Origin of the sequence: Actinoplanes auranticolor, assembly GCF_018332655.1 — a bacterium.
Lineage (GTDB): Bacteria > Actinomycetota > Actinomycetes > Mycobacteriales > Micromonosporaceae > Actinoplanes > Actinoplanes auranticolor.
In genome coordinates this window covers 1-25,984 of record NZ_BOQL01000071.1, presented here as the reverse complement: position 1 = coordinate 25,984, position 25,984 = coordinate 1, and the positions used below count along the sequence as shown (strand labels likewise).

24 protein-coding genes, 1 tRNA gene and 1 pseudogene are annotated in these 25,984 nt (G+C 68.2%); 9 read left to right on the top strand and 17 right to left on the bottom strand.

Going from position 1 to position 25,984, the window contains the following annotated elements:
* Window positions 1-56 precede the first annotated feature (56 nt).
* Window positions 57-1,712 (bottom strand): hypothetical protein, encoded by a 1,656-nt coding sequence (locus tag Aau02nite_RS39010; RefSeq protein ID WP_212993679.1) that lies wholly within the window; start codon window positions 1,710-1,712, stop codon window positions 57-59.
* A 151-nt stretch (window positions 1,713-1,863) separates the two neighbouring features.
* Between Aau02nite_RS39010 and Aau02nite_RS39005 the strand changes: the two genes are divergently transcribed.
* Window positions 1,864-2,706, top strand: coding sequence for a PSP1 domain-containing protein (locus tag Aau02nite_RS39005; protein ID WP_212993678.1), 843 nt, complete (start codon window positions 1,864-1,866; stop codon window positions 2,704-2,706).
* A gap of 19 nt (window positions 2,707-2,725) precedes the next feature.
* Here the strand turns inward: Aau02nite_RS39005 and Aau02nite_RS39000 are convergent, their stop codons facing one another.
* A complete protein-coding gene (locus tag Aau02nite_RS39000; protein WP_212993677.1) occupies window positions 2,726-3,280 on the bottom strand; it encodes a maleylpyruvate isomerase family mycothiol-dependent enzyme in 555 nt (184 codons plus the stop codon).
* Window positions 3,281-3,318: 38 nt separating this feature from the next.
* Here Aau02nite_RS39000 and Aau02nite_RS38995 point away from each other — a divergent pair, with 38 nt between their 5' ends.
* Window positions 3,319-4,194 carry a helix-turn-helix domain-containing protein gene (locus tag Aau02nite_RS38995; RefSeq protein WP_212993676.1) on the top strand — a complete coding sequence of 292 codons (876 nt, stop codon included), beginning with the start codon at window positions 3,319-3,321 and terminating at the stop codon, window positions 4,192-4,194.
* 432 nt (window positions 4,195-4,626) lie between these two features.
* On the opposite strand, the gene Aau02nite_RS38990 is transcribed toward Aau02nite_RS38995, so the two are convergent.
* On the bottom strand, window positions 4,627-6,420 hold the full coding sequence (locus tag Aau02nite_RS38990) for a metallophosphoesterase (RefSeq protein ID WP_438841215.1): 1,794 nt from the start codon (window positions 6,418-6,420) through the stop codon (window positions 4,627-4,629).
* Window positions 6,421-6,528: 108 nt separating this feature from the next.
* Here Aau02nite_RS38990 and Aau02nite_RS38985 point away from each other — a divergent pair.
* Window positions 6,529-6,602: transfer RNA gene (locus tag Aau02nite_RS38985), tRNA-Thr, on the top strand.
* Window positions 6,603-6,770: 168 nt separating this feature from the next.
* Here the strand turns inward: Aau02nite_RS38985 and Aau02nite_RS46975 are convergent.
* Window positions 6,771-6,947, bottom strand: a pseudogene (locus tag Aau02nite_RS46975) (site-specific integrase); the annotation flags it as partial.
* Between Aau02nite_RS46975 and Aau02nite_RS38980 the strand changes: the two are divergent.
* Entirely contained in the window at window positions 6,895-8,439 is a 1,545-nt protein-coding gene (locus Aau02nite_RS38980) for a lantibiotic dehydratase (RefSeq protein ID WP_307857976.1), read from the top strand. The pseudogene Aau02nite_RS46975 and the gene Aau02nite_RS38980 sit on opposite strands and share 53 nt — an antisense overlap.
* The gene (locus Aau02nite_RS46970) at window positions 8,436-9,860 is read left to right on the top strand and encodes a hypothetical protein (protein ID WP_246595780.1); all 1,425 of its coding nucleotides are present in this window, start codon (window positions 8,436-8,438) and stop codon (window positions 9,858-9,860) included. The genes Aau02nite_RS38980 and Aau02nite_RS46970 overlap by 4 nt, the downstream gene beginning before the upstream one ends.
* A 544-nt stretch (window positions 9,861-10,404) precedes the next feature.
* Here Aau02nite_RS46970 and Aau02nite_RS38970 read toward each other — a convergent pair.
* The 4 genes from Aau02nite_RS38970 to Aau02nite_RS38955 form a co-directional block, all read right to left on the bottom strand.
* Window positions 10,405-10,902 (bottom strand): hypothetical protein, encoded by a 498-nt coding sequence (locus Aau02nite_RS38970; protein ID WP_212993673.1) that lies wholly within the window; start codon window positions 10,900-10,902, stop codon window positions 10,405-10,407.
* Window positions 10,903-11,422: 520 nt separating this feature from the next.
* Complete coding sequence (locus Aau02nite_RS38965) at window positions 11,423-11,986, bottom strand: hypothetical protein (protein WP_212993672.1); 564 nt, start codon at window positions 11,984-11,986, stop codon at window positions 11,423-11,425.
* The gene (locus tag Aau02nite_RS38960) at window positions 11,938-12,498 is read right to left on the bottom strand and encodes a MauE/DoxX family redox-associated membrane protein (protein WP_212993671.1); all 561 of its coding nucleotides are present in this window, start codon (window positions 12,496-12,498) and stop codon (window positions 11,938-11,940) included. The genes Aau02nite_RS38965 and Aau02nite_RS38960 overlap by 49 nt, the downstream gene beginning before the upstream one ends.
* A gap of 7 nt (window positions 12,499-12,505) precedes the next feature.
* On the bottom strand, window positions 12,506-12,841 hold the full coding sequence (locus tag Aau02nite_RS38955; protein ID WP_212993670.1) for a hypothetical protein: 336 nt from the start codon (window positions 12,839-12,841) through the stop codon (window positions 12,506-12,508).
* Between the two features lie 661 nt (window positions 12,842-13,502).
* Here Aau02nite_RS38955 and Aau02nite_RS38950 point away from each other — a divergent pair.
* The gene (locus tag Aau02nite_RS38950) at window positions 13,503-14,081 is read left to right on the top strand and encodes a hypothetical protein (protein ID WP_212993669.1); all 579 of its coding nucleotides are present in this window, start codon (window positions 13,503-13,505) and stop codon (window positions 14,079-14,081) included.
* Window positions 14,082-14,731: 650 nt separating this feature from the next.
* On the opposite strand, the gene Aau02nite_RS38945 is transcribed toward Aau02nite_RS38950, so the two are convergent.
* Window positions 14,732-15,193, bottom strand: coding sequence for a hypothetical protein (locus Aau02nite_RS38945; RefSeq protein ID WP_212993668.1), 462 nt, complete (start codon window positions 15,191-15,193; stop codon window positions 14,732-14,734).
* A gap of 268 nt (window positions 15,194-15,461) precedes the next feature.
* Here Aau02nite_RS38945 and Aau02nite_RS38940 point away from each other — a divergent pair, with 268 nt between their 5' ends.
* Window positions 15,462-16,214, top strand: coding sequence for an ABC transporter ATP-binding protein (locus tag Aau02nite_RS38940; RefSeq protein WP_212993667.1), 753 nt, complete (start codon window positions 15,462-15,464; stop codon window positions 16,212-16,214).
* Window positions 16,215-16,217: 3 nt separating this feature from the next.
* A complete protein-coding gene (locus Aau02nite_RS38935) occupies window positions 16,218-18,731 on the top strand; it encodes an FtsX-like permease family protein (RefSeq protein ID WP_212993666.1) in 2,514 nt (837 codons plus the stop codon).
* A 146-nt stretch (window positions 18,732-18,877) separates the two neighbouring features.
* Here Aau02nite_RS38935 and Aau02nite_RS38930 read toward each other — a convergent pair whose 3' ends face one another.
* Genes Aau02nite_RS38930 through Aau02nite_RS38920 form a run of 3 tightly spaced genes read right to left on the bottom strand, consistent with a single transcriptional unit; the run spans window position 18,878 to window position 21,206 of the window.
* Complete coding sequence (locus tag Aau02nite_RS38930) at window positions 18,878-20,071, bottom strand: MFS transporter (protein ID WP_212993665.1); 1,194 nt, start codon at window positions 20,069-20,071, stop codon at window positions 18,878-18,880.
* Window positions 20,068-20,643 carry a TetR/AcrR family transcriptional regulator gene (locus Aau02nite_RS38925; protein WP_212993664.1) on the bottom strand — a complete coding sequence of 192 codons (576 nt, stop codon included), beginning with the start codon at window positions 20,641-20,643 and terminating at the stop codon, window positions 20,068-20,070. Before Aau02nite_RS38925 ends, Aau02nite_RS38930 begins: the two co-directional genes overlap by 4 nt.
* The gene (locus Aau02nite_RS38920; protein ID WP_246595779.1) at window positions 20,640-21,206 is read right to left on the bottom strand and encodes a sugar O-acetyltransferase; all 567 of its coding nucleotides are present in this window, start codon (window positions 21,204-21,206) and stop codon (window positions 20,640-20,642) included. Before Aau02nite_RS38920 ends, Aau02nite_RS38925 begins: the two co-directional genes overlap by 4 nt.
* A gap of 62 nt (window positions 21,207-21,268) precedes the next feature.
* Here Aau02nite_RS38920 and Aau02nite_RS38915 point away from each other — a divergent pair, with 62 nt between their 5' ends.
* Window positions 21,269-22,411, top strand: a complete 1,143-nt coding sequence (locus Aau02nite_RS38915; RefSeq protein ID WP_246595778.1) for a geranylgeranyl reductase family protein — start codon at window positions 21,269-21,271, stop codon at window positions 22,409-22,411.
* Window positions 22,412-22,442: 31 nt separating this feature from the next.
* Here Aau02nite_RS38915 and Aau02nite_RS38910 read toward each other — a convergent pair whose 3' ends face one another.
* From Aau02nite_RS38910 to Aau02nite_RS38890, 5 genes are all read right to left on the bottom strand, one after another.
* Window positions 22,443-22,997, bottom strand: coding sequence for a DUF6226 family protein (locus Aau02nite_RS38910; protein ID WP_212993662.1), 555 nt, complete (start codon window positions 22,995-22,997; stop codon window positions 22,443-22,445).
* Window positions 22,998-23,065: 68 nt separating this feature from the next.
* Window positions 23,066-23,266: a DUF397 domain-containing protein gene (locus tag Aau02nite_RS38905; protein ID WP_246595777.1), complete on the bottom strand. Its 201-nt coding sequence runs from the start codon at window positions 23,264-23,266 to the stop codon at window positions 23,066-23,068.
* 189 nt (window positions 23,267-23,455) lie between these two features.
* A complete protein-coding gene (locus tag Aau02nite_RS38900; RefSeq protein WP_212993661.1) occupies window positions 23,456-23,656 on the bottom strand; it encodes a DUF397 domain-containing protein in 201 nt (66 codons plus the stop codon).
* A 1,170-nt stretch (window positions 23,657-24,826) separates the two neighbouring features.
* The gene (locus Aau02nite_RS38895) at window positions 24,827-25,021 is read right to left on the bottom strand and encodes a DUF397 domain-containing protein (RefSeq protein ID WP_212993660.1); all 195 of its coding nucleotides are present in this window, start codon (window positions 25,019-25,021) and stop codon (window positions 24,827-24,829) included.
* 48 nt (window positions 25,022-25,069) lie between these two features.
* The coding region (locus Aau02nite_RS38890; protein WP_246595776.1) for a helix-turn-helix domain-containing protein at window positions 25,070-25,984 on the bottom strand (915 nt) is incomplete at its 5' end.

Here is a 25,984-nt window from a genome sequence, read left to right as displayed (position 1 = left end):
GGTGTTCCCGGACGAAAGGCAGGCCGGCCGCACCTCAGGCGCCCGTGCGCAGGTGATCAGGGGCGGGGGCCGGGGCGGCCTCGCATGCCGAAGATCAGGGCCGCCGCGCCGGCGATCAGCAGGGCCACGCCGGCCAACGCCAGCACGTCCACCCGTGGCCCGGTGATCGGCAGGCCACCGGCGTCGCCACCGGCCACGCCGGACGCTGCGCCCGCGGGTTCGGGGGCCACGGCGGCCACTTCGAGCAGTCCCATGTCGAGGTCCAGGACGGCGCCGCTGCGGTTGGGGGCGCTGTCCCCGTACGCCTGACGGTCGGGGCCCTTGGTGATCGCGATGGTCATCGCGGTTGCCTTCGCGGCGATGGCGTGGCCGGAGACGGCCTGGCGCACGTCGCCCAGCGAGATCGCGACGGTCGTGCCCGGTCCGGTCGCCGGCACGGCCTCGGGGCCCGGCTCGGTGCCGGCGAGCGGCGGGACGCCGGGCAGGCTCGGCAGCGGAAGCGGCGCAACCGGGGCGAGAGCGCCGACCTTCGGCAGCCCCGAGAAGAGGCCACCGCCCGGCTTCCCGGAACCGTCCTTGCTCACATCCGGGGTGGCCGCACCGCCGTTGGCGTCCGGCTTGCCGGCGGGTGCGTCAGGCTCCCGAACGGCGTCCTTGCCCGAGGTTCCCTTGTGGACACGCTTGTCGTCGGCATGCCCCTTGCCCGGTTTGTCACCCTTGCTGTGGTCCGGGTCGCGCCGGGCGGCAACGTTGAAGCCCGCCCGGTGCAACGTTGCGTGACCGTCGGCCGCGCCGCCCTGGCCGGCGTCGTTCCGCGGCACCCCGTCCGGCTCGGGAGCCGGTTCGCCGTTTTCATCCAGGCGCAGCTCAACGTTGTCGCCGGCCGTGTCCAGCCGTACCGTCTCGAAGCCCTCCCCGGAGACCTCGAGCACCGCCGGCTGGTACCGCACCTCACCGCCGTCCGCCCCGGACATCGTGGCCAGCAGCGACGGCGGCTTCACGATCTCGACCGTGACCGCCCCGCCCAGCAACCGGACCTTGCCGCCGGCGATCGAGGCCGCCGCGACGGCCCGCGCGGCCGGCCCGCGCCGCTCCATCGCCGTCGTGCTCAGGCCCGAGATCTTTCCGGGTACGCGAACCAGCGCGGCATCCCCGCCGTCGAGCACCCCCGCCCGCCGCAGCTCCGCCTCGGCCCGGGTCGCCGGGCCCGCGACGTTGCCGCAGGCCATCCGTGGATCCCACTGAGCGTGCACGGTCAGTTCACTGGCACCGAGCCGGAACGGTCCCGCCTCGGTGGCTTCGTGCTTGCGGCGCTCGGACTTCTTGTGGGTGGGTGGCGCGGTCTGCTGCAGGACCTCGCCGAGCGTGCTGTCCGCCGGGCCGCCGTCGAGCACCCGGCCCAGCGCGGCCGCGTTGATGGGCGACTGCGCGACCAGGGCGGATTTGGCGTCGCCCACGCCGACGTTCTTGATCGGCTGGTCGTCGCGACCGGCCGGGCCGAGGTCGAGGGTGCCGATGCGCATGAGCTGCGCGCCGGACTGGGCGGCGTACCGCAGGGCTTGTTCGCAGGGCGCCGGCGCGGCGGCCGCGGGCAGCGGCACGAGCAGGGCCCCGACCACGCCGAGCGCGGCGGCCTTGAGCCGGGCCCGGGTGGTGCTGGGTACGCCCTGGTCGGGCTCGGCGGGTGTCACAAGATCAACCCGTGCTGGCACGGCGGGCATCATGAAAAAGTCCTCCCCCAAGGATCACCGCAACGAGCGGCGTCTACGGCATGGCCCAACGAGAGTCAATGCCAGGGGTTGCGCTGATCTATGTAGTTTCGCGCTGTTTCGCACCGCCGGTCCGTCGCCGTAGGGTGGGGCCATGGGCATGCTGTGCGCCGTCAGCTTCAACCGCTACGGCCGTCTCTATTACCTCGACCCGGGTGAATTCTCGCCCCAGGTGGGTGACCGGGTGCTGGTCCCGACCGACGACGGGCCCGAGGTGGCGGAGTGCGTCTGGGCGGCGCAGTGGGTCAGCGAGGACACGGACGGTTTCCCCAAGGTCGCCGGCCTCGCCGACGACCGCGACCTGCGCCGCGACGAGCTGCTGCGCAAGCGCAAGGCCGAGGCGAAGGTCGCGGCCAAAAAGCTGATCAAGGCCCACGAGCTGCCGATGAAGGTCGTGGCCGTGGACCACGTCCTGGAGCAGGGGGGTACGGGCGGCGCCCGCACCACGATCTACTTCACGGCCCCGCACCGGGTGGACTTCCGATCGCTGGTCCGCGACCTGGGCGCGACCCTGCACTGCCGGGTGGAGCTGCGTCAGCTGTCGGCCCGCGACTCGGCCCGGGTCCAGGGCGGCATCGGCTCCTGCGGCCGCGACCTGTGCTGCGCGACGTTCCTGACGGACTTCGAGCCGGTGACGATCCGGATGGCCAAGGACCAGGACCTCCCTCTGAACCCCCTGCGCATCTCAGGCGCTTGCGGGCGCCTGATGTGCTGCCTGAAGTACGAGCATCCGCTGTACCAGAAGTTCCAGGCGTCGGCGCCGGCGGTGGGCACCCGGGTGACCACCCCCGCGGGCGACGGCAAGGTGGTGGCGCACAGCGTCCCGAAGGATGCGGTGGTCGTCCGGATGGATGCGGACGGCTCCCGATGCTCGTGCTCACGAGCTTCGGTCTGCGGGCCGAGACAGGCACATGACGAGCAGTACAACGAAGGCTGAGCTGGTCGTTCAACCGCTGTCACGACGTTCCGGCAACCCGCCCGAGACGTGCGAGAACCCGGGTGGTGCGGCCGTCGTCGGTGGGGGTGATCGCTGGTCGGCACATGCCGTCCATGTGCAGAGCCTCGCCGAAGCTGTCGGCGCCCTGCTCGATCCGGTCGAGCTCGGCGTCGGTGAGGTCAGCGTCAAGCCCAGCGGCGCGGGCCAGGTCCCACCGGTGGACGTACATGTCCCACACGTAGAACTGCTCGAAAGTCGCGCCGAGCGTCGTCGGGCCGAAGAACCAGTCGATGGCCCGGCCGGCGTGGTCGTCATCCGCCAGGGCATCGAGCACACACCGGGAGTGCTCGTCCCATGCGGCGACGGGATCGGCGTCGAAGTCCGGCGCTCTGCCGAGATCCACGCCGTTCTTGGTGAGCGTCTCGTACTGGGTCTCGGCGAGATGCCTGACGACGTCCCGCGCGCTCCAGCCCTCGCAGGGAGAGGGCGCGTCCCATGCCTGCGGCGGCACCGCCTCGACGACGGCGGTCAATGGGCGGAGGGCGATCTCGTACTGCGTCGCGGTGTCAGTCATGCTGGGGACCCTATGAGCACTGCTCTGGGTGGTACTTGATGAAACCCGACACCGCCGCCGGCATCCGCGTCGACGCCGAGCCCGGTGTCGTCGTGAGCACGGTGCGCCGTGGCCCGGCGGAGCTGGCTCATCTGGCCGGTCCGCGCGACGCCTATCACCGGACCTACCGGCACGCCGCGAGCGCGGACCTCACTGGTCTGCTGCGCCGGTTCTGGATTCCGGTCTGGTCCGTACCGCCGGGGGAAGAGGCGCCGCAGAGAATGCTGCAGGACCCCGTCTGCCTGGTAGTGATCAGCGGCGACTACGCGCGCTTCTACGGCGTCGCCCCCGAGCTGTCGACGACCACGCTCATGGGTGACGGATGGGCCGTCGGGTTGGTGCTGGCGCCGGCCGCGGGCTACACGATCGCCGGTCCGGTCGACGCCCTCAACGACCGCTACGTCGACCTCGAGGAGGTGCTCGGCGACGACGGGCGAGCCGTCGTCGACCGCGTACGGAGCCTCATGGCACCGGATCCGCACGACCCGGCGGCCCACCGAGCCGCCATTGAAGCGTGCGAGGACACCCTGCGGCGCTTCCTGCCGCTCGACGCTGACGGCGAGCTCCTCAACGCTGTGGTTGCTGCGGTCGAGAACGATCCGGAACTCCTGCAGGTTGCGCAGATCTGCGAGCGGTTCACCATCGGCGAGCGAGCCTTGCAGCGCCTCCTGCGCCGCCGTCTCGGGCTCACGCCCAAGTGCCTCATCCAGCGCAGGCGGCTGCAGGCGGCTGCCGAGCGGCTGCGCGAGGAGAGCACCACTCAGGCCGACCTGGCCGCCGCCGTAGGCTACGCCGATCAGTCGCACATGATTCGGGACTTCTTGCACATCACCGGGACGACCCCCGGACAGTTCATCGCGGCGCAGCGATCATGACATCTGCCGAACGGCGCGAACTGACCTTGATGTTGAGGGCGGCAGGGGTCCGGCTCGGTCCGGTCGCGCCGATGCAGACGGGGCCCGAGGGCTACCTTGCCGGAAGAAGTGCTGCCTACGGCGAAGTGAAGGACGTCCCCTGTATCAAAGTTCCAGGCGTCGGCGCCGGCAGCGGGCACCCCGGGGTGAGAACCCCTGAGGGCAACGGCAGGGTGGGGCCCACAGCGTCCCGAAGGACGCGGTCGTCGTCGGGATGGACGCCGACGGCTCCCGCTGCTTCCTGCAGCGCGCGTCGGTCTGTGGCCCCCGACAGGCGCACGACGAGCAGACTCCTGACCGATTAAGCTGCCGCCGCCGGGCCGCCGCCGGGCCGCCGCCGGGCCGCCGCCGGGCCGCCGCCGGGCCGCCGCCGGGCCGCCGCCGGGCCGCCGCTCAGAGTTGCGCCGAGCCTGGTGCCGCTGGGACCGACGCGGGCGCTGGGTCGGCCGGGCCGTCCACGACGATGGGCGCTTCGATCAGGTGGGTCAGCAGTGGCTCTTCCGGGCGGAGCCAGGAACTGTCCGGGGCGCCGTTCGGGTCGGCCTTCCATTTCCGGCAGATCTTCTCCACGCCGATCGGGTGCACGGTCAGGGTGCCGTCCGCGGCGATATGCAGGCGGAGGAAGCTTTTGCCGTCCTCGATGCCCTGGCCCGCGAACAGCTCGTTGACGTTGACGTCGAAATAGCTCGCGATCAGCAGATAAAGCGCCAGCAACTGGGTGGCCAGGTAGGCGATCACCGGCCCGTAGAGCACCGCGGCCACCGCCAGCGGCCCGGGCCAGGCCCAGTCGCGGAACGGCAGTTGCAGCCATACCCAGGTGCCGCCCGCCGCGAGCGCGATCTGGGCGAACCCGTGGACCAGGCCGAGTATCCAGTGCCGGGCGTGCTTGTCGGAGCTGGCCCCGGGGGGCTGCGCGAACAGCACCGTGCCGGTCAGGATCAGCACCAGCATGAAGACCAGCGGGATGCTGAAGAGGCGTTGGATCGTGCCGCCCTGGCTGGCCGCGCCGGCCATCGCCAGCATGGTCAGCGTGTGGACGATGCCGAGCATCGTCGCGAAGCCGGTGTTGCGCGCGGGCAGCTTGCCGAACACTCCCCAGCCCATCCGCCGGGACTTCGCGGCGCTGGGGAAACGGGACGCCAGCGAATACTCCCGGCTGCGGCTGGCGCTGCGGGTCAGCGTGTCCTTCGGCGGCACGGTCAGGGTCGCCGGCAGCTGGTGGGTGCCCAGCAGATATGCACCGCCGCCACCGCACGTGATCAGCTCACGATCCTCGCCGGTGTAGCGCGCGTAGTGGTGCAGGTCGCCGGAGACGAGCAGCCGGACCTGGGCCCCGGTCGGCGCGAGGATGGTGCGGATGAAGTAGTCGACCGCGTCGTACGCCTCGGGTTTCTTCGCCGCCTTGACCCAGGTCGGCGACGGCGTCATCAGGATGATCCGGTCGTCGGGGCCGAGATTGCGGGCGGCCTTCTCGAAGTAGAGCAGCTGCGGGTCGTCGATGTAGGCGCCGAACTGCTCGTCGATCGCGAACAGCCACCACTTCGCCGGCAGCTCGACAGCGAAGTACGAACGGCGCTGCTGGGTGCGCCAGCCGCCGATGTGGCCGTCCTTGCGGCGGGCGAAGAGGCGAAGGAAAGCGGTGAGCCCGTCGTACCAGTCGTGGTTGCCCGGCAGCGCGAAAAGCGTGGGTCGCGGCCCGTCGGCCGGCGCCTCGGGCAAGGCCGCGCGGTACGGCCCTTTCATCCGATTCTCGTAACCGTCGCCGTTGGCGAGCGGATAGACCTGGTCGCCCCCCATGAGCAGCACCTGCCCGCGCGGCAGGACCCGGCCGTCGACCTCCAGCCGGGGCTGTGCCAACAGGTACGCCACGGAGTAGGTCGAGTGGAAACCGTCGCCCAGGTCGGCGACGTAGTCGAGCCACAGCTCACCGTCGGTGCCCGGCTGCTGGAAGGAGTCACCGGAGAGCGCATTCTGCAGCTCGCGCTTGTCGAGATAAGCGCCGAAGAGAAGGGCCATCAGGGTGCGCAGACCCGTGTTGAGCAGGAGCAACGGAGCGAGCCAGCCGACCGGCCGTTGCGGCGTGAAACCGAGCTGCTGAGGATCCATGCTCACCGGCCGCCGCGCCGCCGAGGGCTCAGCCTCGGCGGACCGCCGTCGATGCCGCGGGGGCGGCTGTTGATCGGTCACGAGAGGCAGACTAGCCCGGGGGTATGACACCCGCCGTCCGGTTCCGACGCGCCGCGACCGGACCCGTTCAGGAGCACGACGACCGATGCAGTAGACTCAACGATCGTTGCCGCCTTAGCTCAGTCGGCTAGAGCGACGCACTCGTAATGCGTAGGTCGACGGTTCGATTCCGTCAGGCGGCTCAAAGGGTGAGGCCCTGACCAGCGGAAACGCTGATCAGGGCCTCACGTTCATCTATGCGGTTGAATCGTCCCCCGAAAACCCCCCAGAAACGCCTGGACGCGACCAGGTTCGGTGGCGGTCGTCCATGCGGGCTGCGGGCGGGACGGGGGCCGCCGCGCGGGCGAAATCTAACTGTCCCGGTGCTGCCCGTGGCCGCGTCGCGCGGCCAAGGGTACCTGTGTGGCGCCGAGCTGTTCCAGGAAGTTGGAGCTGTCCGGGGCGATGGCGGGCTTGACGATGTAGTGCTTCTTGGTGACTTGTTCGGTGGCGTGCCCGAGCTGGGCTGCGGCGTTCTTGGTGCACGCACAGAACGTCCTTAACACCAGGCAAGTCCTGCCGTGGCTGGTATCGCTGGCCGAGCACCGGTCCGTCACTGACGACGCGATCGGCATTGATGACCTAGGTGTGGCTGCCGGTCGTGATCGGCTGGTGTTGGTGTCGCTGTCGCAGCGACGGGTGGTCGAGCCGACGGTGGTACACGCCGCCGCGCTGCACACCATGCCGCCGCTCGGCCGGTTTCTTGTGGAGTTGCCGCGCGGTATGGACGCTCGGCTCAAGCCCTTCGATTGGGGCGCAGCGTCCGGCCTGCCGTTTCGGCCCGCGCTGCGGTACGGCCGAACTGTGCTGACGGCGGCTCGTTGGCGCATTGACCCTGCTGGTCTGCCTGCTGCGCAGACGAACGACGGCGAGTGGGACACGGCCTGGGAGCTACTCCGCGCGAGGCTGCGACTGCCGGCCTGGGCCCAGATCGGCAACGGCGACCAGCGGCTTCGGCTCAATCTTGATCAGCCCATGGACCGGGCGCTGCTGCGCGCCCACCTGGACGCCAGCGACGGACCGATCACCCTGGTCGACGCGGCGCAACCAGCAGACTTCGGATGGTTTTCCGGCCGCGCCCACGAGATCGTCGTGCCGGTCGCCTCCACGGCCGCGCCCGCGGCGGCGCCGGCCGCCCTTACCGGACGGAACTCGTGGCCACCGCCTGCTCCCGCCAAGCCGCTGCTTCCCGGAACCGACGGCCTGATCTCCGTGTCCCTGGCCATGGAGCCCTCCCTGATGGAACTTGTCCTCATGGGCGCTCTACCCGCGCTGCTTGCCGACTGGGACGAGCCGCCACTGATGTGGTTCATCCGCAGGCGCCGCCCTGTCCCGCACCTTCGGCTCAGGTTGCACACCGATGACTTCGGCTACGCGGCGGCAAAAATCGGCCGATGGGCCGCCGCGCTGCGGCAGCAGGGCCTCGCGGGGGATTTGAGCCTGGACACCTACCATCCGGAGTCCGGCCGCTACGGGGATGGTCCGGCGCTGGCCGCCGCTGAAAGGCTTTTCGCCGCCGACTCCACCGCAGCCCTCGCCCAACTGTGGGCACAACGCGAACGTCGGATCAATCGGCAGGCGTTCACCGCTGCAAGCGTGGTCGACCTTGCCGCTGCCATGCTCGGCAACCGCAACGACGGATGTGAGTGGCTGATAGCCCGCCTGAAGCAGGCCGGGCGTTCGCCGATCGACCGCGACGTGCTCCGGCAAGCCGTCACCTTCGAGCCCGCCGCGCTCGCACGGCCGGTCAGGGACGCATGGCGGGAACGCTCCGACGCTGCGGCGCGGTACGCCGAGGCCCTGTCCGCTACGGGCGGCCCCATCACACCGGACTCAGTGCTCGCCTCGCTGCTGCACCTGCACCACGTCCGTACTCACGGTCCCGACGAGGCCGCCGAACAGGGGACCTACCGGCTGGCGCGTCACCTCGCGCTGGCCACCGTCCGCCGCCATGCCCGCAGGGCAGGTGCGCCCGAATGACCCTCCCACCGCTGCTGAAGACGCTGGCGCGCCAGGCCGAGACAACGGCCTCGTGCATCACCGACACCCTGACCGATCCACCACTGCCGGACTTCGCGGATGGCGACTACGGGCCACTCAGCACACGCTGGCACGCGCAATCGCTGTCCAAGGGTGCCGCCGGAGTGGCGATCCTGCACGGCGTGCACGCCCAGGCCGGACATGGCGGCTGGGAGCCGGTCCACACCTGGCTGCGACGCGCGACCGCCGACGCCCTGAACAACAGCACCGGGGCCGGACTCTGGTTCGGCACACCGGCCATCACTCACGCGCTCACCACGGCGGCCCCGCACGCCCACCCGGCAGCACTCGGTCCATTGGACCGGGCTGTCGCGGACCTGGCCGAGCGCCGGCTGGCCGACGCCGAGGTGCGCCTCGCGGCGCGCCGACGGCCTTCGCTGTCGGAGTTCGACCTCGTCCGCGGACTGACCGGGCTGGGCGCTCACCTGCTGACCAGACAACCAGAGGGCGTACTGCTGCGCCGGGTGCTGCAATACCTGGTTCAGCTTAAGGATGCCGTCGAGTCACCGACACACCTAACCATCAGCCCCGACGAACGTTACGTCGCTGTCCTGAACAGCGACGGGGAGTCCGCCCTGTGGGACCGCACCAGTGGGGCGCAGATCAAGTCGGCCGTGCTCGCCGGTACGGAGCCATGGCCGCCGGTCGTCGTGAAGCTTGACGACTTCCCTTCGTTCGCGCTCGGGCTGCCTACGTCCTTGAAGCTGTGGGACCCCGCCCGGAACGTCTGGACCGACGTCCCGCTGCCCGACGTACGGGAGGCACCCAGCATCATGGCGAGCAGTCCAGACGGGCATCGGCTGGCCATTCTGACCTACCAGGGCGTCGAACAGCGAGATCCAGCCACGGGTGCAACCAACGGCCGCACCCTCGGCAATGGAGCCACGCACCGTCTGCTGTTCAGCCCACGCAGTGATCGGCTGGCCGTCACCTTCGACACATCCGTCAAGCTGTGGGACGTTCACACCGGCACATCGATCGGGAAGCCGCTGTACAACATCGGCACCGGCCGCTCCGGCACTGCCGACCGGCACAACCGGCCCGCCCTGTCAGCCGTGGCTGTCAGCCCCGACCTGCCCGTCGTGGCGGCAGCGGTGGACGACACCGTCGAACTTTGGGACGTGACCACCGGCAAGCAGGTGGGTCTGCCGCTGGTGAATCCCACGGGACCGGTGCGTGCAATCAGCTTTCACCCGGACGGCAAGTTCCTCGCCATGATCGGTGACGACCACGCCGTGCGCGTCGTGGCGCTAGAGCCGTTGCGCGACCCAATCCAAACCGTTTGTGACCATTTCCTGCCGCCCGACCCGGGACGGCTGGTAACTGTTCCAGGTCAGGCCGCACGAGACGTTTGTTCCTGACACGTTTCGATGTCTCCATCAAACTCGGTGCGGGACAGGTCCGGTGACCTGGAGTTCTCGATGGCTGTCGCTGCGGTCGCCTGACAGGAGTCATCACCACGCGATCCGTAGCCGTAGACAAATGCTCCGCCGTTGCGGGCTGTCTGCCCGTCGGCCTACTGGAATCCTGTCTGGATCTTCCGTCGCGGATTTACTTCCCAGAATGGGTAGCTCTCCCACGCGAAACGTCGACGGGAGCCCGGTACGGGCGCTTGGTGGCCGCACGAATGTCCCGACAACAGTCAGCTGGCCCCCCGTTACCCCCCCCCGAAAACCCCTGCAAAGTGTTGACTAATCGTGACTAACGCTGACCAGTCGACGACCGAGTTTGAGCAGCTCAATGCCAAGATCTGATCACCAATGACAAACGCTAGATCGTAACGCTCGGTAAGCGTAGGTTATCGACTCTTGTCATCGTTATGCAGTGGTCGAGCGAGAGGGGCCGGCGGTCCTCGTCTCAGCGTAAGAGCCAGGCCGGGGCCGAGGTTCCGGCCCCGGCCGCTCGTCACAGCACGAGCCCGCCGACGAGGAGAAGGGCCGGTAGCAACGCCGCTGCTACCGTTGCCATCTGGACCGCTCGGCGAGGTCCTGGCCTGCCCAATTCGCTGACGTTGCCGCGACCCACCAATACGGCCACCGCCAAGGGCGCCGCGAAAGCCGTGCCAAAAATGAGCCCGCTCCACTGAGGAGCGACGTTCAGCAACGCGGCTGCCATCAACACCCAGGTTGTCGCCGAGACGCGGAATGTGGTCCACATCAGCCCTGTGTCAAGGCCCCACATCATTGGTGCGACCCATTCTGGGATGTTCGCACGGTGGGCGAGCTCCTTGGATGTCTGGCGGTGCAGCCCAGGGGCGAATGAGTCGGTCTTGATCGCACGTACGTCGAAGACTACCGCAATAAGCGCGGCGGCGATGACGACCGCCAGTGCGATCCGGTCATCGGTGTGCGGTGCAAAAAAGGTGCCCACCTGATAGAGCAAGCCGATGACGAATCCGGCCATTGCTACGTGGGAGACGGATAAAACTAGCAGGAAGCGCAGCCATCCCCGGGCTGCTCGGAACGAGTCCCCTTGCACGAAAGGGCGGATTACTCCGATGAATGACTGACCTCAAGGGCTGAACAATTGGGCGAAGCCAGCCATGGCGGCCAGCAAGACTACCCAAGCAGTTACCACGCGTACCAGATGGAACAGTAGAATGTGCCGTTCCAGCAGTTCGCGCCCGTGGTGCATTCACCGCAGCCGTATGTCCGCGAGCCGCTCGTGCACGTCCAGTAGGTACGCTTATAGTCCGTCGGGCAGGTGAACCGGTCTTTGCTTACGGCGTAGCTGCACTGTTTGCACAGCGCCAAACTACAGCAGGGCGATCCTTGGCAGTCCGCCACGGCTGGGGAGGCTTTCAGCACGGTGGCCAGGCCGGCAACCACCGCGGACGCGGCGCCTAGGACGGCGAATCGACGGCGAGTCGGTCGTTCTGCGGCACTGGCTGTATTCGAGGAGACTACGCATTCCAACGTATCGCTCACAGCTGGATTGTTCCTTCCTTGACGACGGGGAGAGGGCTGGTTGTCTTGCGAGGAGCTAACAGCGGTTGTAGCTGCCGGAAAGACGGCAGTGTCTGAGCCAGAAATGCTTCGCCGGAACGGTAAAGAATGACCGAGGGAACCGTTTCGATCCCGACCGCTCTGGCAACACTTTCATCGACGTCGACCGTTGCCCTGTTGATCGGTACCTTCATACCGTCAAGCCAGAGGCGGCCCTCTTCTTCTGAATGAGCTTGTTGCAGGACTATCCAAACGTGTTGCCAGTCCTGTCGGCGTAGCCCTTCGGCGATGGATCGGCATGTGGTGCAGGAGACGGATAGGAACAGCAGCGCCAGGTGCGGTTGCTCGTCCAGGTCCGGCGGAAGCCCGATCAGCGAAGGCCTAATCGAGCCGTCGTCCGCGAAGGGAATCGGAGAAGGATTGTCCTCAAGTTTGAGTGTGGCTCGAATCAATTCGAGCGTTTGGTACTGGTCGACTAGTGCCAGAACGCAGATTACGATGATGACGCTGAGGATCGCGACGACGATCCAGAGGAAGTCCATTGACTCTCCAGCACCTTGAGATAACTCCAGCTCCTGAGGCCCAATGGCAGGAGTTGAAAAACGACGACGATCACCGCCAGGGCGACCGCGGTAACGGCAACCCACAACGAGCCCGAGAACCTATCGGATGTTCCGGAGTGCGTCACCCACGCCACCGCCGACCACACCGGAAGCAAGGCGAACTGCCGCCAACCCAGGTCGGTCTCCGACTTGCGGCCGAGGCAAGCGCAGCGGACGGATTCGCCATGAATCCGCGCGATCAATGCCGCACTGGCAAAGGACACTCCGAGGCCGACAATAAGTGTTGACGTTAACCACAATCTCGGAGCGGCCAACAGCAGAACCGCTGTGGCGAGCTCGCCAATGGCGACAGTGGTCGCCAGGGCATGCGGAGCCGGCAGCCGCAGCGCCCGGATCGTCTGGCGGATGGCGCTCGGTGCCACCAGCTTCTGGCTCGCCGAGTAAAGCAGCACCGCCGCCGCGACCATTCGCACCGCCGCGTCGACGGCCACCGGCACTTCAGGCGGCACGAACAGCCAGCACTTGCGCGTCGGGCAGTTCCGTGTCTAGGACGCAAACCCGGATCCGCTTCGACGTCTTCTCCTTCAGCAGGGGCGATGCCGCGATCCGTTCACCCGCCACCTCGAAACTTCCGTCGCTGCGCTGTTTAGGTACGCCGGCCAGCCAATGCACCACGGGTACGGCGGCCAGCGCTAGCCCGTCCCAGTTGTCGGTGACCGTGACAAGGTCACCCGGACGCGGCGTGATCCCTTCCGGGAAGCCCGCGAACGGCACCCGTTCCGGAGCCTCGACCTTCGTTCGATTCGCGCGATTCGGTGCCGCGATGACGCCCACGCCGCCGCTAGCCGTTGAGACCCGGCCGAGATCACCTCTGGACGTAGCTTGGTTCGGGTCTACCTCCTCCGGCGCGGCCGAGGCGGCTTGGCCCGAGACCGCGACAAGCGTGACGGCAGAGCCGACTACGGCGCCGACTCTGAGTACTTGACGTCGCGAGATCCCTCGCTCTTGACTCATGCATACTCCCTGTGAAGCATCCGCTACCTTCAGACATCGATGCTGCCGGAGTCGCTCGGCATTGACAAGCCCCTATGGATAAGATTGCTGGGTGGGGTCGTTCTCGGAGCCCTTACGGTGCCGTCAAAACCGTGGCGACGTTCAGTGCGGCGGTGTAATGAGCGCCCTCCAACTGGGCAGGCGCAGACTGGGGTACCGGCCCCTGACGCCGGACCAGTGGCCGCCCGGATCTGTGGCCACTGGCCGTCGATGACAGCTTTCACCGTGGCCGCGACATCGCTTACGACGAGGACCGCTACCGGATCCGCACCAGGACCGGAACTCCGGTCATGATCGCTTTCCGCAACACCGCCGTCGGCGCGCCAGGCGGAGCCCGACTGGCAACAACGCGGCATCCCCTGACGACTTTGCGGGGCCCGGCGATTCTCCGGGGGATCGTGTGCGAGCATGGGTACGAACGGCGTCGAAGCAAGGGGTTAACATGCTGGTTCGAGCCAAAATGCACTGGCCAGGACTGGTCATTGTCGCGCTTCTGCTGGTCAGCTGCACCGGCGACGGCCGAACGGATCCCAATACCGACGGGCGCTCTCAATCCGGCGACGGCACCTCCGCCCAATCGCCCGAGAAGTCACCCGGGTCACGCCTCGTCGCCTGCGTCGACGAGGAGGCCCATGTGAAATCCACGGACGTCCCGACCGACAATGCCCTCACCGTCGGCGCAATCTCGTGGCCGGACCTCAAGAGCTGGGCAACGGCTGACCCGAAGGATTACGGTAACGGCGAGAGCGGCGATTACAAGATTGGCGCCCTGGTCAAAGCAGGTGCCGTCGTCACCGTTTCCGTGGCTGATTCGAACGCGAATGACGTGGGGCTCAAGTACGGGCAGCGCTGGAACTACGAACCCACCCGATCGGTTACCTTCCAAGGTTGCAAGGACTACGACACCGCATATATCGGTGGTTTCCATATTCCGGACCAAAAGTGCGTCCCGTTCGATATCAGCGAGGGTGGGAAACCGCCGGTCCGCGTAACCGTCTCGTTTTTCGCTGGTCCCTGTTAGTGGTGGATCTGAAGCTCTTTAAGGCCCGGAGGGTCATCCAACCTGGGTGACCGTCGTGCAGGGCCATTGCGTAGTCGGCTGACCAGCTTCTGAGCTGGGCCGATGTGCGGTGAGCGGCCTTGGTGGAGGCGGTGGAGACGGGTGAGATCACTTAGGTGATCATGAAGTTCTCTACGCTTTACGACCGCTGAGGATCTCACCCGCCGATGGCATCATCTCTCAAAGCCACCCACCACAAGCCACCGAGCGGGCGGTTCACTCCGGCTCCGCCCAGCCCTGGGGCGATCAGCCAACGCCTACGCTCCCGCCTCGGACCAGCGACTTGCCCGGCACGCCAACCCTGGCGGAGTTGTCGGGATGCCCGAATGGGACGTCTGGCAGGCCCGCGAACGTCCCGGCAACGGCCAACGGTGCCCCCCGTTTACCCCCCGAAAACCCCTGCCACGGGTCGACTATCAGTGACGAACGCTGACAAGCTGAAGACTATGTATCAGCAGTTCAGTGATAGTTCCTGACGACCAACGACAAGCAAGGGGCCGTGACTTTCGGTAAGCGTAGGTCGACGGTTCGATTCCGTCAGGCGGCTCAGCGCGAAAGCCCAGGTCATCGACCTGGGCTTCGTCTTTTCCCGGTCACCACGGGGTCCCGGCTCAGGCCGGGAACGAGCACATCTTCCACCGCTCGCCGTCCTCGTCCAGGATGTAAACCTCCTTCTCCCGCGTCCCGTCCGGCCGCTGCACGTCGACACTCACCGTCGCCTGGCCACGTTCATAAGCCACATTCGTGTGGAAGACCTTGAAGTCGGTGACCGCCTCCTCCGGCGGCTTAGCGAGGTCCTCGAGCCGGAACTCGTCCTTCGCCTCCGCGCACAGCCCGTCGTACCCCGCCTGGCTGAGCCCGTCCCGGCGGTCCTCGATGAAAGCCGCCGTCGTCCTCTCGATCTCTTTCTCGACATCCGTCACGTGCTTGAGCCGGAAGAACAGCCGGCCGAGTCCCAGCGCGCACACCAGTACGGTCAGCACCCCCACGGTCGCCAGGACGATGAGCCAGGTGCGGCGTTTGCGCGGCGGCGGTGGTGCGGGGGCGAAGGCCGGAGGCGGGTACGAGGTCACCGCGCCACGATAAGGGTTGTCGATCATCGGCGGTGCCCGTCGGGCGGCGAAGTGGCGGACGATGCCGTCCGGTGCGTGACGAACCGCGGACCTGGGCGGGCGTGCCCGGACGCCGCCGCGGCCCTGCGGTACCTGACCGGCTACTTCCCGTCGTCCGGGCGGTAGCGCCTGCTGTACCCAGGGTGGGCAGTCTGCTTCATCGAAGCTGAGCGGTGATCTCCCTAGCGTCGTAGGAGACCGCACAAGACCGCTCCGGAAGGCCCCAGCCATGTCAGATATCGCCGTCAGCGTCGAAGGTGTCAGCAAGACGTACGGCGGTGAGCAGCCCGTCATCGCCCTCGCGAATGTCGACGCCCAATTCCTGCGGGGGACCGCCACCGCCGTCATGGGGCCGTCCGGCTCCGGCAAGAGCACGCTGCTGCATTGCGCGGCCGGCCTCGACCGGCCGACCGCGGGCCGGGTGCGGATCGGGGCCACCGACCTTTCGTCGATGTCCGAGAAGGCGCTCACCAAGCTGCGCCGCAACCGGATCGGCTTCGTGTTCCAGGCGTTCAACCTGGTCGGTGCGCTGACCGTCGAGCAGAACATCCTGCTGCCGTCGCGGCTCTCCGGCAACCGCCCGGACCGGGCCTGGCTCGCCGAGGTCGTCGACCGCGTCGGGCTGGGTGACCGGCTGGGGCACCGGCCGTCGGAGCTCTCCGGTGGTCAGCAGCAGCGGGTGGCGATCGCCCGGGCGCTGGTCACCCGGCCCGAGGTGATCTTCTGTGACGAGCCGACCGGCGCGCTGGACACCCAGACCGCGGCCGAGGTGCTGAGCCTGCTGCGGTCGGTGGTCGACGACGCCGGGCAGACCGTGATCATGGTGACCCACGATCCGGTCGCCGCCTCCTACGCCGACCGGGTCATGGTGCTCGCGGACGGCCGGATCGTGCAGGACATGCCGCAGCCGGGGGCCGAGCGGATCGCCGAACAGCTGGCGCGGCTCGGCCGCCGCCAGCCCGTCACGAGCCGGGAGGGCTGAACCGTGCTGGGACTGGCCGCGCAGATGCTGCGCTTCCGTAAGGGCACTTTCGTGGCGACGTTCGTCGCCCTCGCCGCCGGGGTGATGATCCTGATGACCTGCGGGCTCCTGGTCGAGTCCGGCCTGCGCTATCAGGGCTCACCCCAGCGGTACGCGGCGGCGGTCGCCGTCGTGGCCGACCGTGACCGCACCATCGCCGGGCCGGAGATCTTCGGCGAGACCGAGTCCACCACTGTGTCGCTGCCCGAGGGCGGCCGGGTCCCGGAGACGCTGGTGAAGGCGATCGCGGCGGTTCCGGGTGTCGCCAGTGCCGTGGGTGACCACTCGATCGCGGTCACGCCGGTGGCGGCGCCCGGGGTGCCGGCCACCGGTCACGGCTGGGGGAGTGCCGCGCTGGCCCCGTACCGGATGGTGTCCGGCACGCAGCCGCGGACCGACGGTGAGGTCGCCGTCGACGCCCGGCTCGCCGCAGGCGGGAAGTTGCAGCCCGGTGACGCCACCGCGCTCGTCGTGGGCGGCACCGAGCGCAAGTTCCGGGTCAGTGGGGTCGTCGACGCGGTGGGTCCGCGGGCGGCGGTGTTCTTCACGGACACGCAGGCCGCGCGGCTCGACCCGAATCCGGGCAGTTTCACCGCGATCGGCGTGCTCGCCGCACCGGGAGCCGACAAGGCGGCCGTGGTGGCCGCGGTCCGCACAGCCGCGGTGAACGCGAAGACCTATGTGGACGGTGAGCGGGGACTGGTCGAGCAGCCCGAGGCGGTGGCCGCGCGAGCGCTGACGGTGCAGGCCGGCGCCGCGTTCGGTGGCTACGCCGCGATGATCATCATCTTCGTTGTCGCCGGCACGGTCGGGCTCTCGGTCCGGCACCGCCGCCGTGACCTCGCGTTGCTGCGGGCGGTCGCGGCCACCCCGGGTCAGGTCCGGCTGATGATCCTCGGCGAGGTCGGCCTGCTCAGCCTGCTCGCCGCGGTGGTGGGCGTCCCGGCCGGTCTGGCCGCGACCGCCTGGACCCGCGACCAGCTCGTGACCCGCGGCTTCGTCCCCGGCACGTTCGAGCTGAGTGGCGGCCTCCTGTCCGGGCTGGCCGTGACCGTTGCGGTGGCCGTCGTCGCCTTGAGCTCGGCCTGGATCGCCGCGCTGCGCACCACGCGGATCCGTCCCACCGAGGCGTTGGGCGAGGCGGCGGTGGAGCCGGCCCTCGGCGGCAAGGTCCGGATCGTGTCCGGCCTGGTGTTCCTGGCCGGCGGGGTGTCGCTCATCGGCCTCACCGGTGCCACCGGCGGTACGACCGCGCTGGGCGCCGCGACCGGCATGCTCTACACCTTCGTGCTGGCCGTCGCGCTGCTCGCGCCGTGGATCAACCAGGCCGCCGCCAAGCTGCTCACCCCGGTCCTGCGGACCGTCTGGGGGACCAGCGGCTACCTGGCCGCGGCCAACCTGCGGGCGAACGCCCGCGGCATGGTCGCGGTGCTGACCGCGCTGGTGCTCTCGGTCGGCTTCGGCGGCACGGTGTGGTTCCTGCAGGACAACCTGCAACGCCAGACCGTGGTCCAGAGCCACGACGGCACGCTCGCCCAGCATGCGCTGACCGGCGCGGCCGGCCTGCCCGCGACGGCCGCGGCGAAGGCCCGCAAGATCCCCGGGGTGGTCGCGGCGACGGGGGTACGCCGCACGTCGGTGATCATCCCGAACCAGCTCGAGGCCCAGGCGGTCGCGGCCCAGGGCATCGATCCGGTGGGCGCCGACCAGACCCTGGACCTGGGGGTACGGTCGGGAAGCCTCACCGATCTGCGGGCGTCCACAGTGGCGCTGTCCACCACTCTGGCCGACTCGGCGGGCTGGAAGCTCGGCGACGACGCCCGGTTGTGGCTCGGCGACGGCACGCCGGTGACCCTGCGCGTGGTTGCTCTCTACGACCGTGGCTGGGGGTTCGGCGACGTCACGCTGGACTCCGAGACCCTCACCGGCCACACCGCGACCGGCCTCGACGATCACGTCCTCATCCGCACCGCACCCGGCGCGGACGTCACCGCGGGCCTGACGGATCTCGCGAACGCCTATCCGATGAGCACGGTGATCGGCACGGATCAGCTGACCGGTGAGCTCGCCCAGGACCTGGCGGTCAGCGCCTGGCTCAACAAGATGCTCATCGCGGTCCTGGTCGGGTACGCGGTGCTCGCGGCGGCCAACACCCTGATCATGGCCGCCCTGGCCCGGGCCCGTGAGCTGTCCCTGCTGCGCCTGGTCGGTGTGACGCGGGGCCAGGTCAGGCGGATGGTGCACGCGGAACAGGCCGGCCTGCTGGGCGTCGCACTGGTGATCGGCACGGCGATCGCGGCGATCACCCTGTCGTCGGTCGTGCACGCGGTCTCGGGCGAACGGATCCCGTACGTGCCGGCCCTGGGCGCGGCGGTCATCCTCGGCGGCACGATCGCTCTGGCCCTGATCGCGACGATGCTGCCGATCGGCCGGGTCCTGCGCACGCCGCCGGTGCAGGGGATCGGACTGCGTGAGTAGATCTCCGAATTACCTAATCTGCGATGTAGCAGGTTGAGTAGTAGCGATCAGCGCACTGGCCATGCTTCACTGGTGTGAGGAAAAGGGCGGAGTCCGAGGGGAGACACCACACCGCACCCGGCGGCAACCGGGTGCGGTTCTTCTCGTCAGTCTTCGGTGGGCCGCAGCGGCCGCAGTGCTCCGGCGGCCGCTGTGGCTACGGCGAGCAGCACCGCCACCGCGCCCAGCCCTTTCAGCACCGAGATGTGGTCCCCGAGGAAGCCGATGAGGGGCGGCCCGCCCAGGAACGCGCAGTAGCCGATCGTGGCGACCACGCTGACCCGGGCCGCGGCCTTGGCCGGATCGTCGGCCGCCGCGCTCATGCCGACCGGGAAGCCGAGTGAAGCCCCGAGCCCCCACAGCAGCGCGCCGGCGAAAGCGGTCACGATGTTCGGGCCCAGGATGAAGAGCGCCAGCCCGGCGAGGCTGAGCACGGCGAGCACCCGGACCACGGCCACCCGGCCGTAGCGGTCCAGCAGTCCCGGGCCGAACCACCGGCCGACTGTCATCGCGGTCAGGAACGCCGCGAAGATCAGGGTGCCGATCGTCGCGTCGGCGCCGTAGCCGTCGATGACCGCGACGCTGATCCAGTCGATGCCGGCTCCCTCGGCGAAGGCGAACGCCAGCACGAACAAGCCGATGAGCAGCGTGCGCGGCTCGCGCCAGGTGGCCAGGGTGCGACGCAGGCCGCCACCCTCGCCCGCGGTGGGCGGCTGCGCGTCGTCCGGTCCGAAGCCGCGGACCGCCAGCATCACGACCACTCCGATCAGGACCGCCGACGCGATCAGATGCGCGGTGACCGGTACGCGCAGCGCCACCACCCCGGCCCCGACCAGCGCACCGGCGACCGTACCGACGCTGTAGCCGGCGTGGAACCGGGGCATGATCGACTTTCCCAGGCGCCCCTCCACCACCGCACCCTGGACGTTCATGGCCACGTCCCAGGCGCCGATGGCGAAGCCGAAGAGGAACAGCCCGACAACCACGGGCGCGATGCCGTACGGGTAGCCGATGCCGACCACGCTCAGTGCGACCAGCAGCAACCCCGCCATCGTGGCCACCGTGGCGCGTGAGCCGAACCGGGCCACGATGTTCCCGGCCAGCAGCAGCGAGACGATCGAGCCGGCCGCGATGGCCAGCAGCACGAGGCCGAGCCGCGACGGCGTCAGCCCGAGCCCGTCGCGGACCTGCGGGATGCGCGTCGCCCAGGACGCCATGGCGAAGCCGCAGCCGGTGAACGCGATGTAGACCGCGCGCCGTGCCGCGAGCACGTCGACCGCAGGCGCGACGAGGGTGGTCATGCGGTGGCTCCCAGCTGGCGGGCGACGATCTCGCGGGTCTCGGCCCGGGTCGCGCCCGGGGTCGTGGCCAGGGTCTTGTGCATGACCAGGCCCTCGATGAGGGCGTCGATGCCCCGTGCGGTCGTCGGGTCCATGAAGCGTTCGAGCACCGCGCGGCTGGTCCGCATCCACGACTCCGTGACGGTGCGCAGGGCCGGATCCCGCAGCGCCGCGAGATACAGCTCGTAGGCCACCGCCCAGTCGCGCGGGTCCGCGTCCGCGTCACCGTGGATCAGATCGGTGATCGCGTCGATCAGCTGTTCGGTGGTCACGACGCCGTCGAACGCGGCCTCGTAGGACCGCGACATGCGTTCCGCATGCCGGCGGAACGCATGCGCGAGCAGATCGACCAGGCCGTCGAAGTGATAGGTCAGAGAACCCAGGGGTACGTCCGCAGCCGCCGCGATCCGCCGGTGGGTCGTGCCGGCGACCCCGTGCTCGGCGATGACGTCGACCGTGGCGTCGACGATCCGGAGTTTGCGATCGGGGTCGTACCGCCGGCCCGGCCGCGTCGTGCCGGCCTCGGTGGTCACGGCTGCACCTCCCGGACGACCCGGGCCGGGTTCCCGACCGCGACCACGTTCGCCGGCAGGTCCCGGGTGACCACCGCGCCCGCCCCGACCACCGTGTTGGCACCGATGGTGACGCCGGGCAGCACGATGGCGCCGCCGCCCAGCCAGACGTTGTCACCGATGGTGATGGGCAGCGCCGCCTCCCACTTGTCCCGGCGGGGGCCGGCCGCCACCGGATGGGTCGGGGTGAGCAGCTGCACGTTGGGGCCGATCTGCACGTCGTCCCCGATGGTCACGGTGGCGACGTCGAGGCAGACGAGCCCGAAGTTGGCGAAGGTGCGGGTGCCGATGAACGTCTGGTAGCCGTAGTCACAGTGGAACGGCGGACGGATCTCGCTGTCCGTACCGAAAGCGCCGAGCAGCTCCGTGAGCAGAGCGCGCCGCGCGGCACCGTCGGTGGGGTCCATGGTGTTGAACCGGTGGCTCAGCGCGGCGGCCCGGTCGAGCTCGCGCCCGAGCTCCGGGTCGTCCGCGAGGTACAACTCACCGGCCAGCATCCGCTCGCGCATCGTCCGTTCGCCCATGCGTACAACTGTACCCATCGTGTGTACGGTGGTACACAACGATGATCGCTAGACTCCGGCAGGTGACAGCGCAGTGGGATGTCGCCGTGATCGGCGCCGGCCCGGGCGGCCTCGCGGCGGCGCACGCCGCGGCCACGGCCGGCGCCCGGACGATCGTGCTCGAACGCGCGGAGCACCCGCGCTACAAGACCTGCGGTGGCGGCCTGATCGGCACGTCCCTGGCGATCGCCGCGCCCCGGATCGCCGTGCCGGCCCGCGACACGGTCGCGGCCATCACCTTCACCGAGAACGGGCGCCGGGCCTTCACCCGCCGCTCACCGGGACACCCGGTGCTGACGATGGTACGGCGGGACGACTTCGACTTCGCCTGGTACGAGGCAGCCCGCGCAGCCGGCGCCGAGGTACGGCAGAACGCCCAGGTCCGCACGCTCGACCAGGACGCCGAAGCCGCCACCGTGACCCTGGCCGACGGCGAGGTGCTCACCGCCCGGTTCGTCATCGGCGCGGACGGCTCGGCGGCGATCAGCTCCCGGCACGTCGGCGTGACCTTCGACCAGCAGGACCTGGGCCTGGAGGTGGAGGTGGCCGCAACCGGGGCCGACCGCGCCGCGTACCGGGGCCGGGTGCTGCTCGACTGGGGCCCGGTCCCCGGCTCGTACGGCTGGGTGTTCCCCAAGGACGACGAGCTCACGGTGGGCGTGATCATGGAGAAGGGCCGGGGCGCCGAGACGAAGAAGTACCTCGCCGACTTCCTGGCCCAGCTCGGCCTGGCGAGCCGTCGCGTCGTCCGCGACTCGGGGCATCTGACGCGCTGCCGCCGTACGGACGCGCCGCTGCGCAAGGGCCGGGTACTGGTCGTCGGCGACGCGGCGGGTCTGCTGGAGCCGTGGACCCGGGAAGGGATCAGCTATGCGCTGCGCTCGGGAACATGGGCCGGCGAGGTCGCGGCCCGGGCTCAGACCCCGGCCGACCTGACCGAATACGATCAGAACGTGCAACGCGAGCTCGCCCCGGAGATGGCCGCCGGCCGCCGCCTGCTGCGGGTCTTCGCCAAACACCCCCGGCTGATGCACGCGGCGTTCGCGACCCCGATGGGCTGGCGCGCGTTCGAGTCGTTCTGCCGGGGCGAGCTCTCGATGGCCAACGTGGTCCGCCGCCCGTCGATCAGCACAGCGATCAACCTCCTCGGCGGCCGCCCGGCCTAGGCCGCGCGGCGCTCCAGGCCGTCGCGGAGCCTTAAGGGGCGCGGCGGATCCAGGGGGCCCACTGCACGGCTGCGGCGAAGCCCTCCTGCCGGGCGGCCCGGGCCTCGGCGGGATCGATCGGTGCCTGCCGGGTGGTCCGCAGCCCCGGCCCGATGAGCCGGGTCTCGAGCCACGACCCGGTGACCCCGCGCCGGACGCATTCCCACAGACCGCCCTCGACGTGCGCCGACACCCGCGAGCGCAGATCCTCGACCAGCGCGGCGGGATCCTCGGCGCAGTCGTCGCAGCCGCAGTCCGGCAAAGCCTCGAAGAACCAGCGCCCCAGCCGCAGCACGATGCCCGGGAAGTCGGTGAAGGCGATCGACAGCGGCCCGGCGGCCGGGCTGCGGGGCATGAGCAAGACTGTGCGCACCACGTCGGCACCGGGCGCGGGCCCGACCGGCTCTTTGCTCTCCCGCCGATCGACGACGTAACGCTCGGTCAACTCATCGAGAACTTCCTCGGCGGCCTCGTGCAGCACGAGGAACCGCCCCGCGTCAGAGACCCGGGAAGAGAAGCTGTCCGGTCGCGATCCGGTGTCGCCCACCAGCGAAGTATGCCCCGCTCGGCCCAGGGCACAGCCGGGAACGCCAGAAGATCAGCGACCGGAAACGCTCACTCGGGCGCGAACTCCCCGGCCACGAACCCTTCCGCGAACGCGGACAGTTCCTCACCGGTGAAGAACATCGGTTGCTGCTCGGGGCGCTTGCTGTCCCGAACCAGATACCCACCGTCGACTGCGGCGATCTCCACGCAGGTTCCGTTCGCGCACTTGCTACCTTTGCGCCACGCCGGGTGTTCCGTCGAATGCATCATGGCTACTCCTCCGCGATGGTTCCCGAGTAACACGGTAAGCGACGCCTCACAGGTCATGAAGTGTGCGGCAGTGAGTGAACCAGCGCGTAACACCGACAAGGTGACGTTTCGGACGTTTTTGCGAAAATTTTTGTCCGCTCTGCGCACGTTTGGCGTGTCTTCCGTGCGCAGAGCGGCTAGCCGGCATACCTAGAACGGGAACTCGCCTGCTTGTACGCCTTCCACGAAGGCCACCCACTCCTCTTTCGTGAACGAGAGAACCGGGCTGTCCGGCAGCTTCGAGTCGCGGACCAAGTAGGTGTCATTGTCTACTTGCGCGACTTCCACGCATGAACAATTCGCGCACTTGCTGCTCTTCCGCCACACGGGCAGGTTGCTGCTGCTGTCCATTGTCTACCTTTCGGGGTCTGCCCCAGGTACACCGAATGGTCATCGGTGCCATGGGCGCATCGAATGTCTGAGCTGTCAATGGCCGGTGCTGACCGTTCCGACGTGTAAATCCCGAACGAAGTCGATCGTGTCCGACTCGTTCGCGGCTGGGTGCCTGAACTCATTGAACGCGCGGAGTGCCGGCGGGTCGTCGACCGGCCTTCGACGAGCTCGTCCGCTAGTCCATTCTCGCGATAAAGAAGCATGTTGTCGGCATCGTCCGCGCCGAGCGAGAGCAGATCGAAGGAGGCGTTATTGGTGACCGGAGCGTCGAGGATGACAAGCATCGTTCAATGCGGTCACGGTTGCGGTCGCCCAGCGGTTGAATTCTCGAGCTGATCGTTGAAGACCTGCTCTCCGTCCGATGGTCCTATGAACACTGACTCGTCCAGGAGGAGCAATACGGTGACGGCGTCGGCGCCGGAGCGGCACTCCCGGTCGCCGCGGCGACCTTCAGGGCTCTTGGCGGCCCGTGGAAATCTCGCTCGCCCATAGTTCATACGGCTTTGCCGTAGCCGGGCGACTGAAGCGGCTTGGAACGAATAGTTTTTAAATAACGAATCGCCGTCGCGTCGGCTTCGCGCTCGGGCGATTTCTTCTACGCAGCATGCCGCGGACGCGTCCGAGCCGTTCTTGCATCGATCAACAGGATGCTGACATGCGACCGGTCCACTACGTCGAGATATTTGAGGAGGGGAGCGAAGGTCGTCCGGCGAGATGATCACTTCGCCGTTCTGATGCGACGGCCTTACTGAAGGACCTCGCCAGGCGGCCGGCAACCTATGTCATGAGTCACTTGGCCCTTTGGGCGGGTCTCGAAAACGCCGAGGTGAGCGCATCGGCTTGCGATAGTGGGAGACGCCTCCTCAATCATGAGTCTCAGCAGTCTGCTGGTCCCGTATGTCTGAGGCCTGGTGCGGGAAAGCTTCTGTTCAACGAGGAGTGGGTGAAGTTTGAATTTTGCTTGCATTTATCCCCGGCCGGTGTCCACGCCCGCTGCCCCACCGAGTAATGCCAGGTGAGGGCTGGCAGCCCGGTATCCGACTCCGCACGGTGTGGCTCCGGCCGTTCAGAGAGCACTCGACGCGTGACGGCACGTCGACTGCACCCCGAACGGATGGCGGTTTATCGTCAGAAGATGAATTGTCCTTCGTTGATGCCCTGCACGAAGGCGGACCATTCATCCGTTGTGAAGGTGAGTGGGTCGGCGTTGGGATTTTTGGAATCGCGAACGAGATACTGGCCGTCATGCTTGGCCACTTCGACGCAGGTGCCGTTGCTGCAGTGAGAACTCTTACGCCATTGCAGCGATTCTGAGGTAGACACAGGTCTCTCCGGTTTCTTCGTACACCGCCATTGGTGTACCGGGTGCAATCATTCCAGTTCTGGGATATCGGGAGAAGGTGATCGTGTCTCCAACTTCTTGATCCGGGTGTCGATAAACCGAATTGTGTCCGGTTCGTCTTTCGATAGATGCCAAAGCTGGTCGAAGCGTTGGCGATGGCGCTGAGTCGTGGTTTTATCCTCGACGATCTCGTCGTTCATGCCGTTCTCGCGGTACAAGACTTCGCTATCGGTGTCCTCAGTGCTGAGGGCCATAAGGTCGTAGCTACCATTATTGGCGATAGGGTAGTCGAGCGCGAAGGGCAACATGCGAAGGTGGATCTGCCCTTCGGCGGCCACTCTCCGCATCTCATGCAATTGCTCGGCGAACGTTTCCTCGCCCCCGATGGGACGCATGAAAACCGATTCTTCCAGCAGCACGAAGACTTCGACGGCGGCCAAGCGGGAAAGCAGAGTCTGCCGCCTGTTCTGTCGCGCAGCGAGCAACAGCTCTTTTTTCGGAGAAGCCAGCTCCTCGCCGAATTTGCCGGTCAACGCGGCGGCATATCTCTCGGTCTGGAGAAACCCGGGTATGTAGTAGATGGAGTAGGAGCGAATGGCGACTGCCTCGATCTCGTACTCGATCAGACGGCGTGTGGCGTCGGACAGATGCTCACGAAAATCCGGTGTCTGATACCAGGCCTGGCGCTGGCGGGCGCGCGCGATCCGCGCCGAAGTCAGCAGATCGCTGACCTGCTTGCGGTCCTTGATCCCGTAGAACGACAAAAGCGGCCGAAGGTCGTTCGGCGCGATGGTCACGTCGCCGTTCTCGATCCGGATCACCTTGGAGAGAGACCACTCCATCTCCTCGGCGACCTGCATTTGGGTGAGTCCGGCCGCGTCGCGGGCTTCGCGCAACGCTAGGCGTATGCGGCGGCGCGCGACTGTCGGCGAATCACCTTCAGT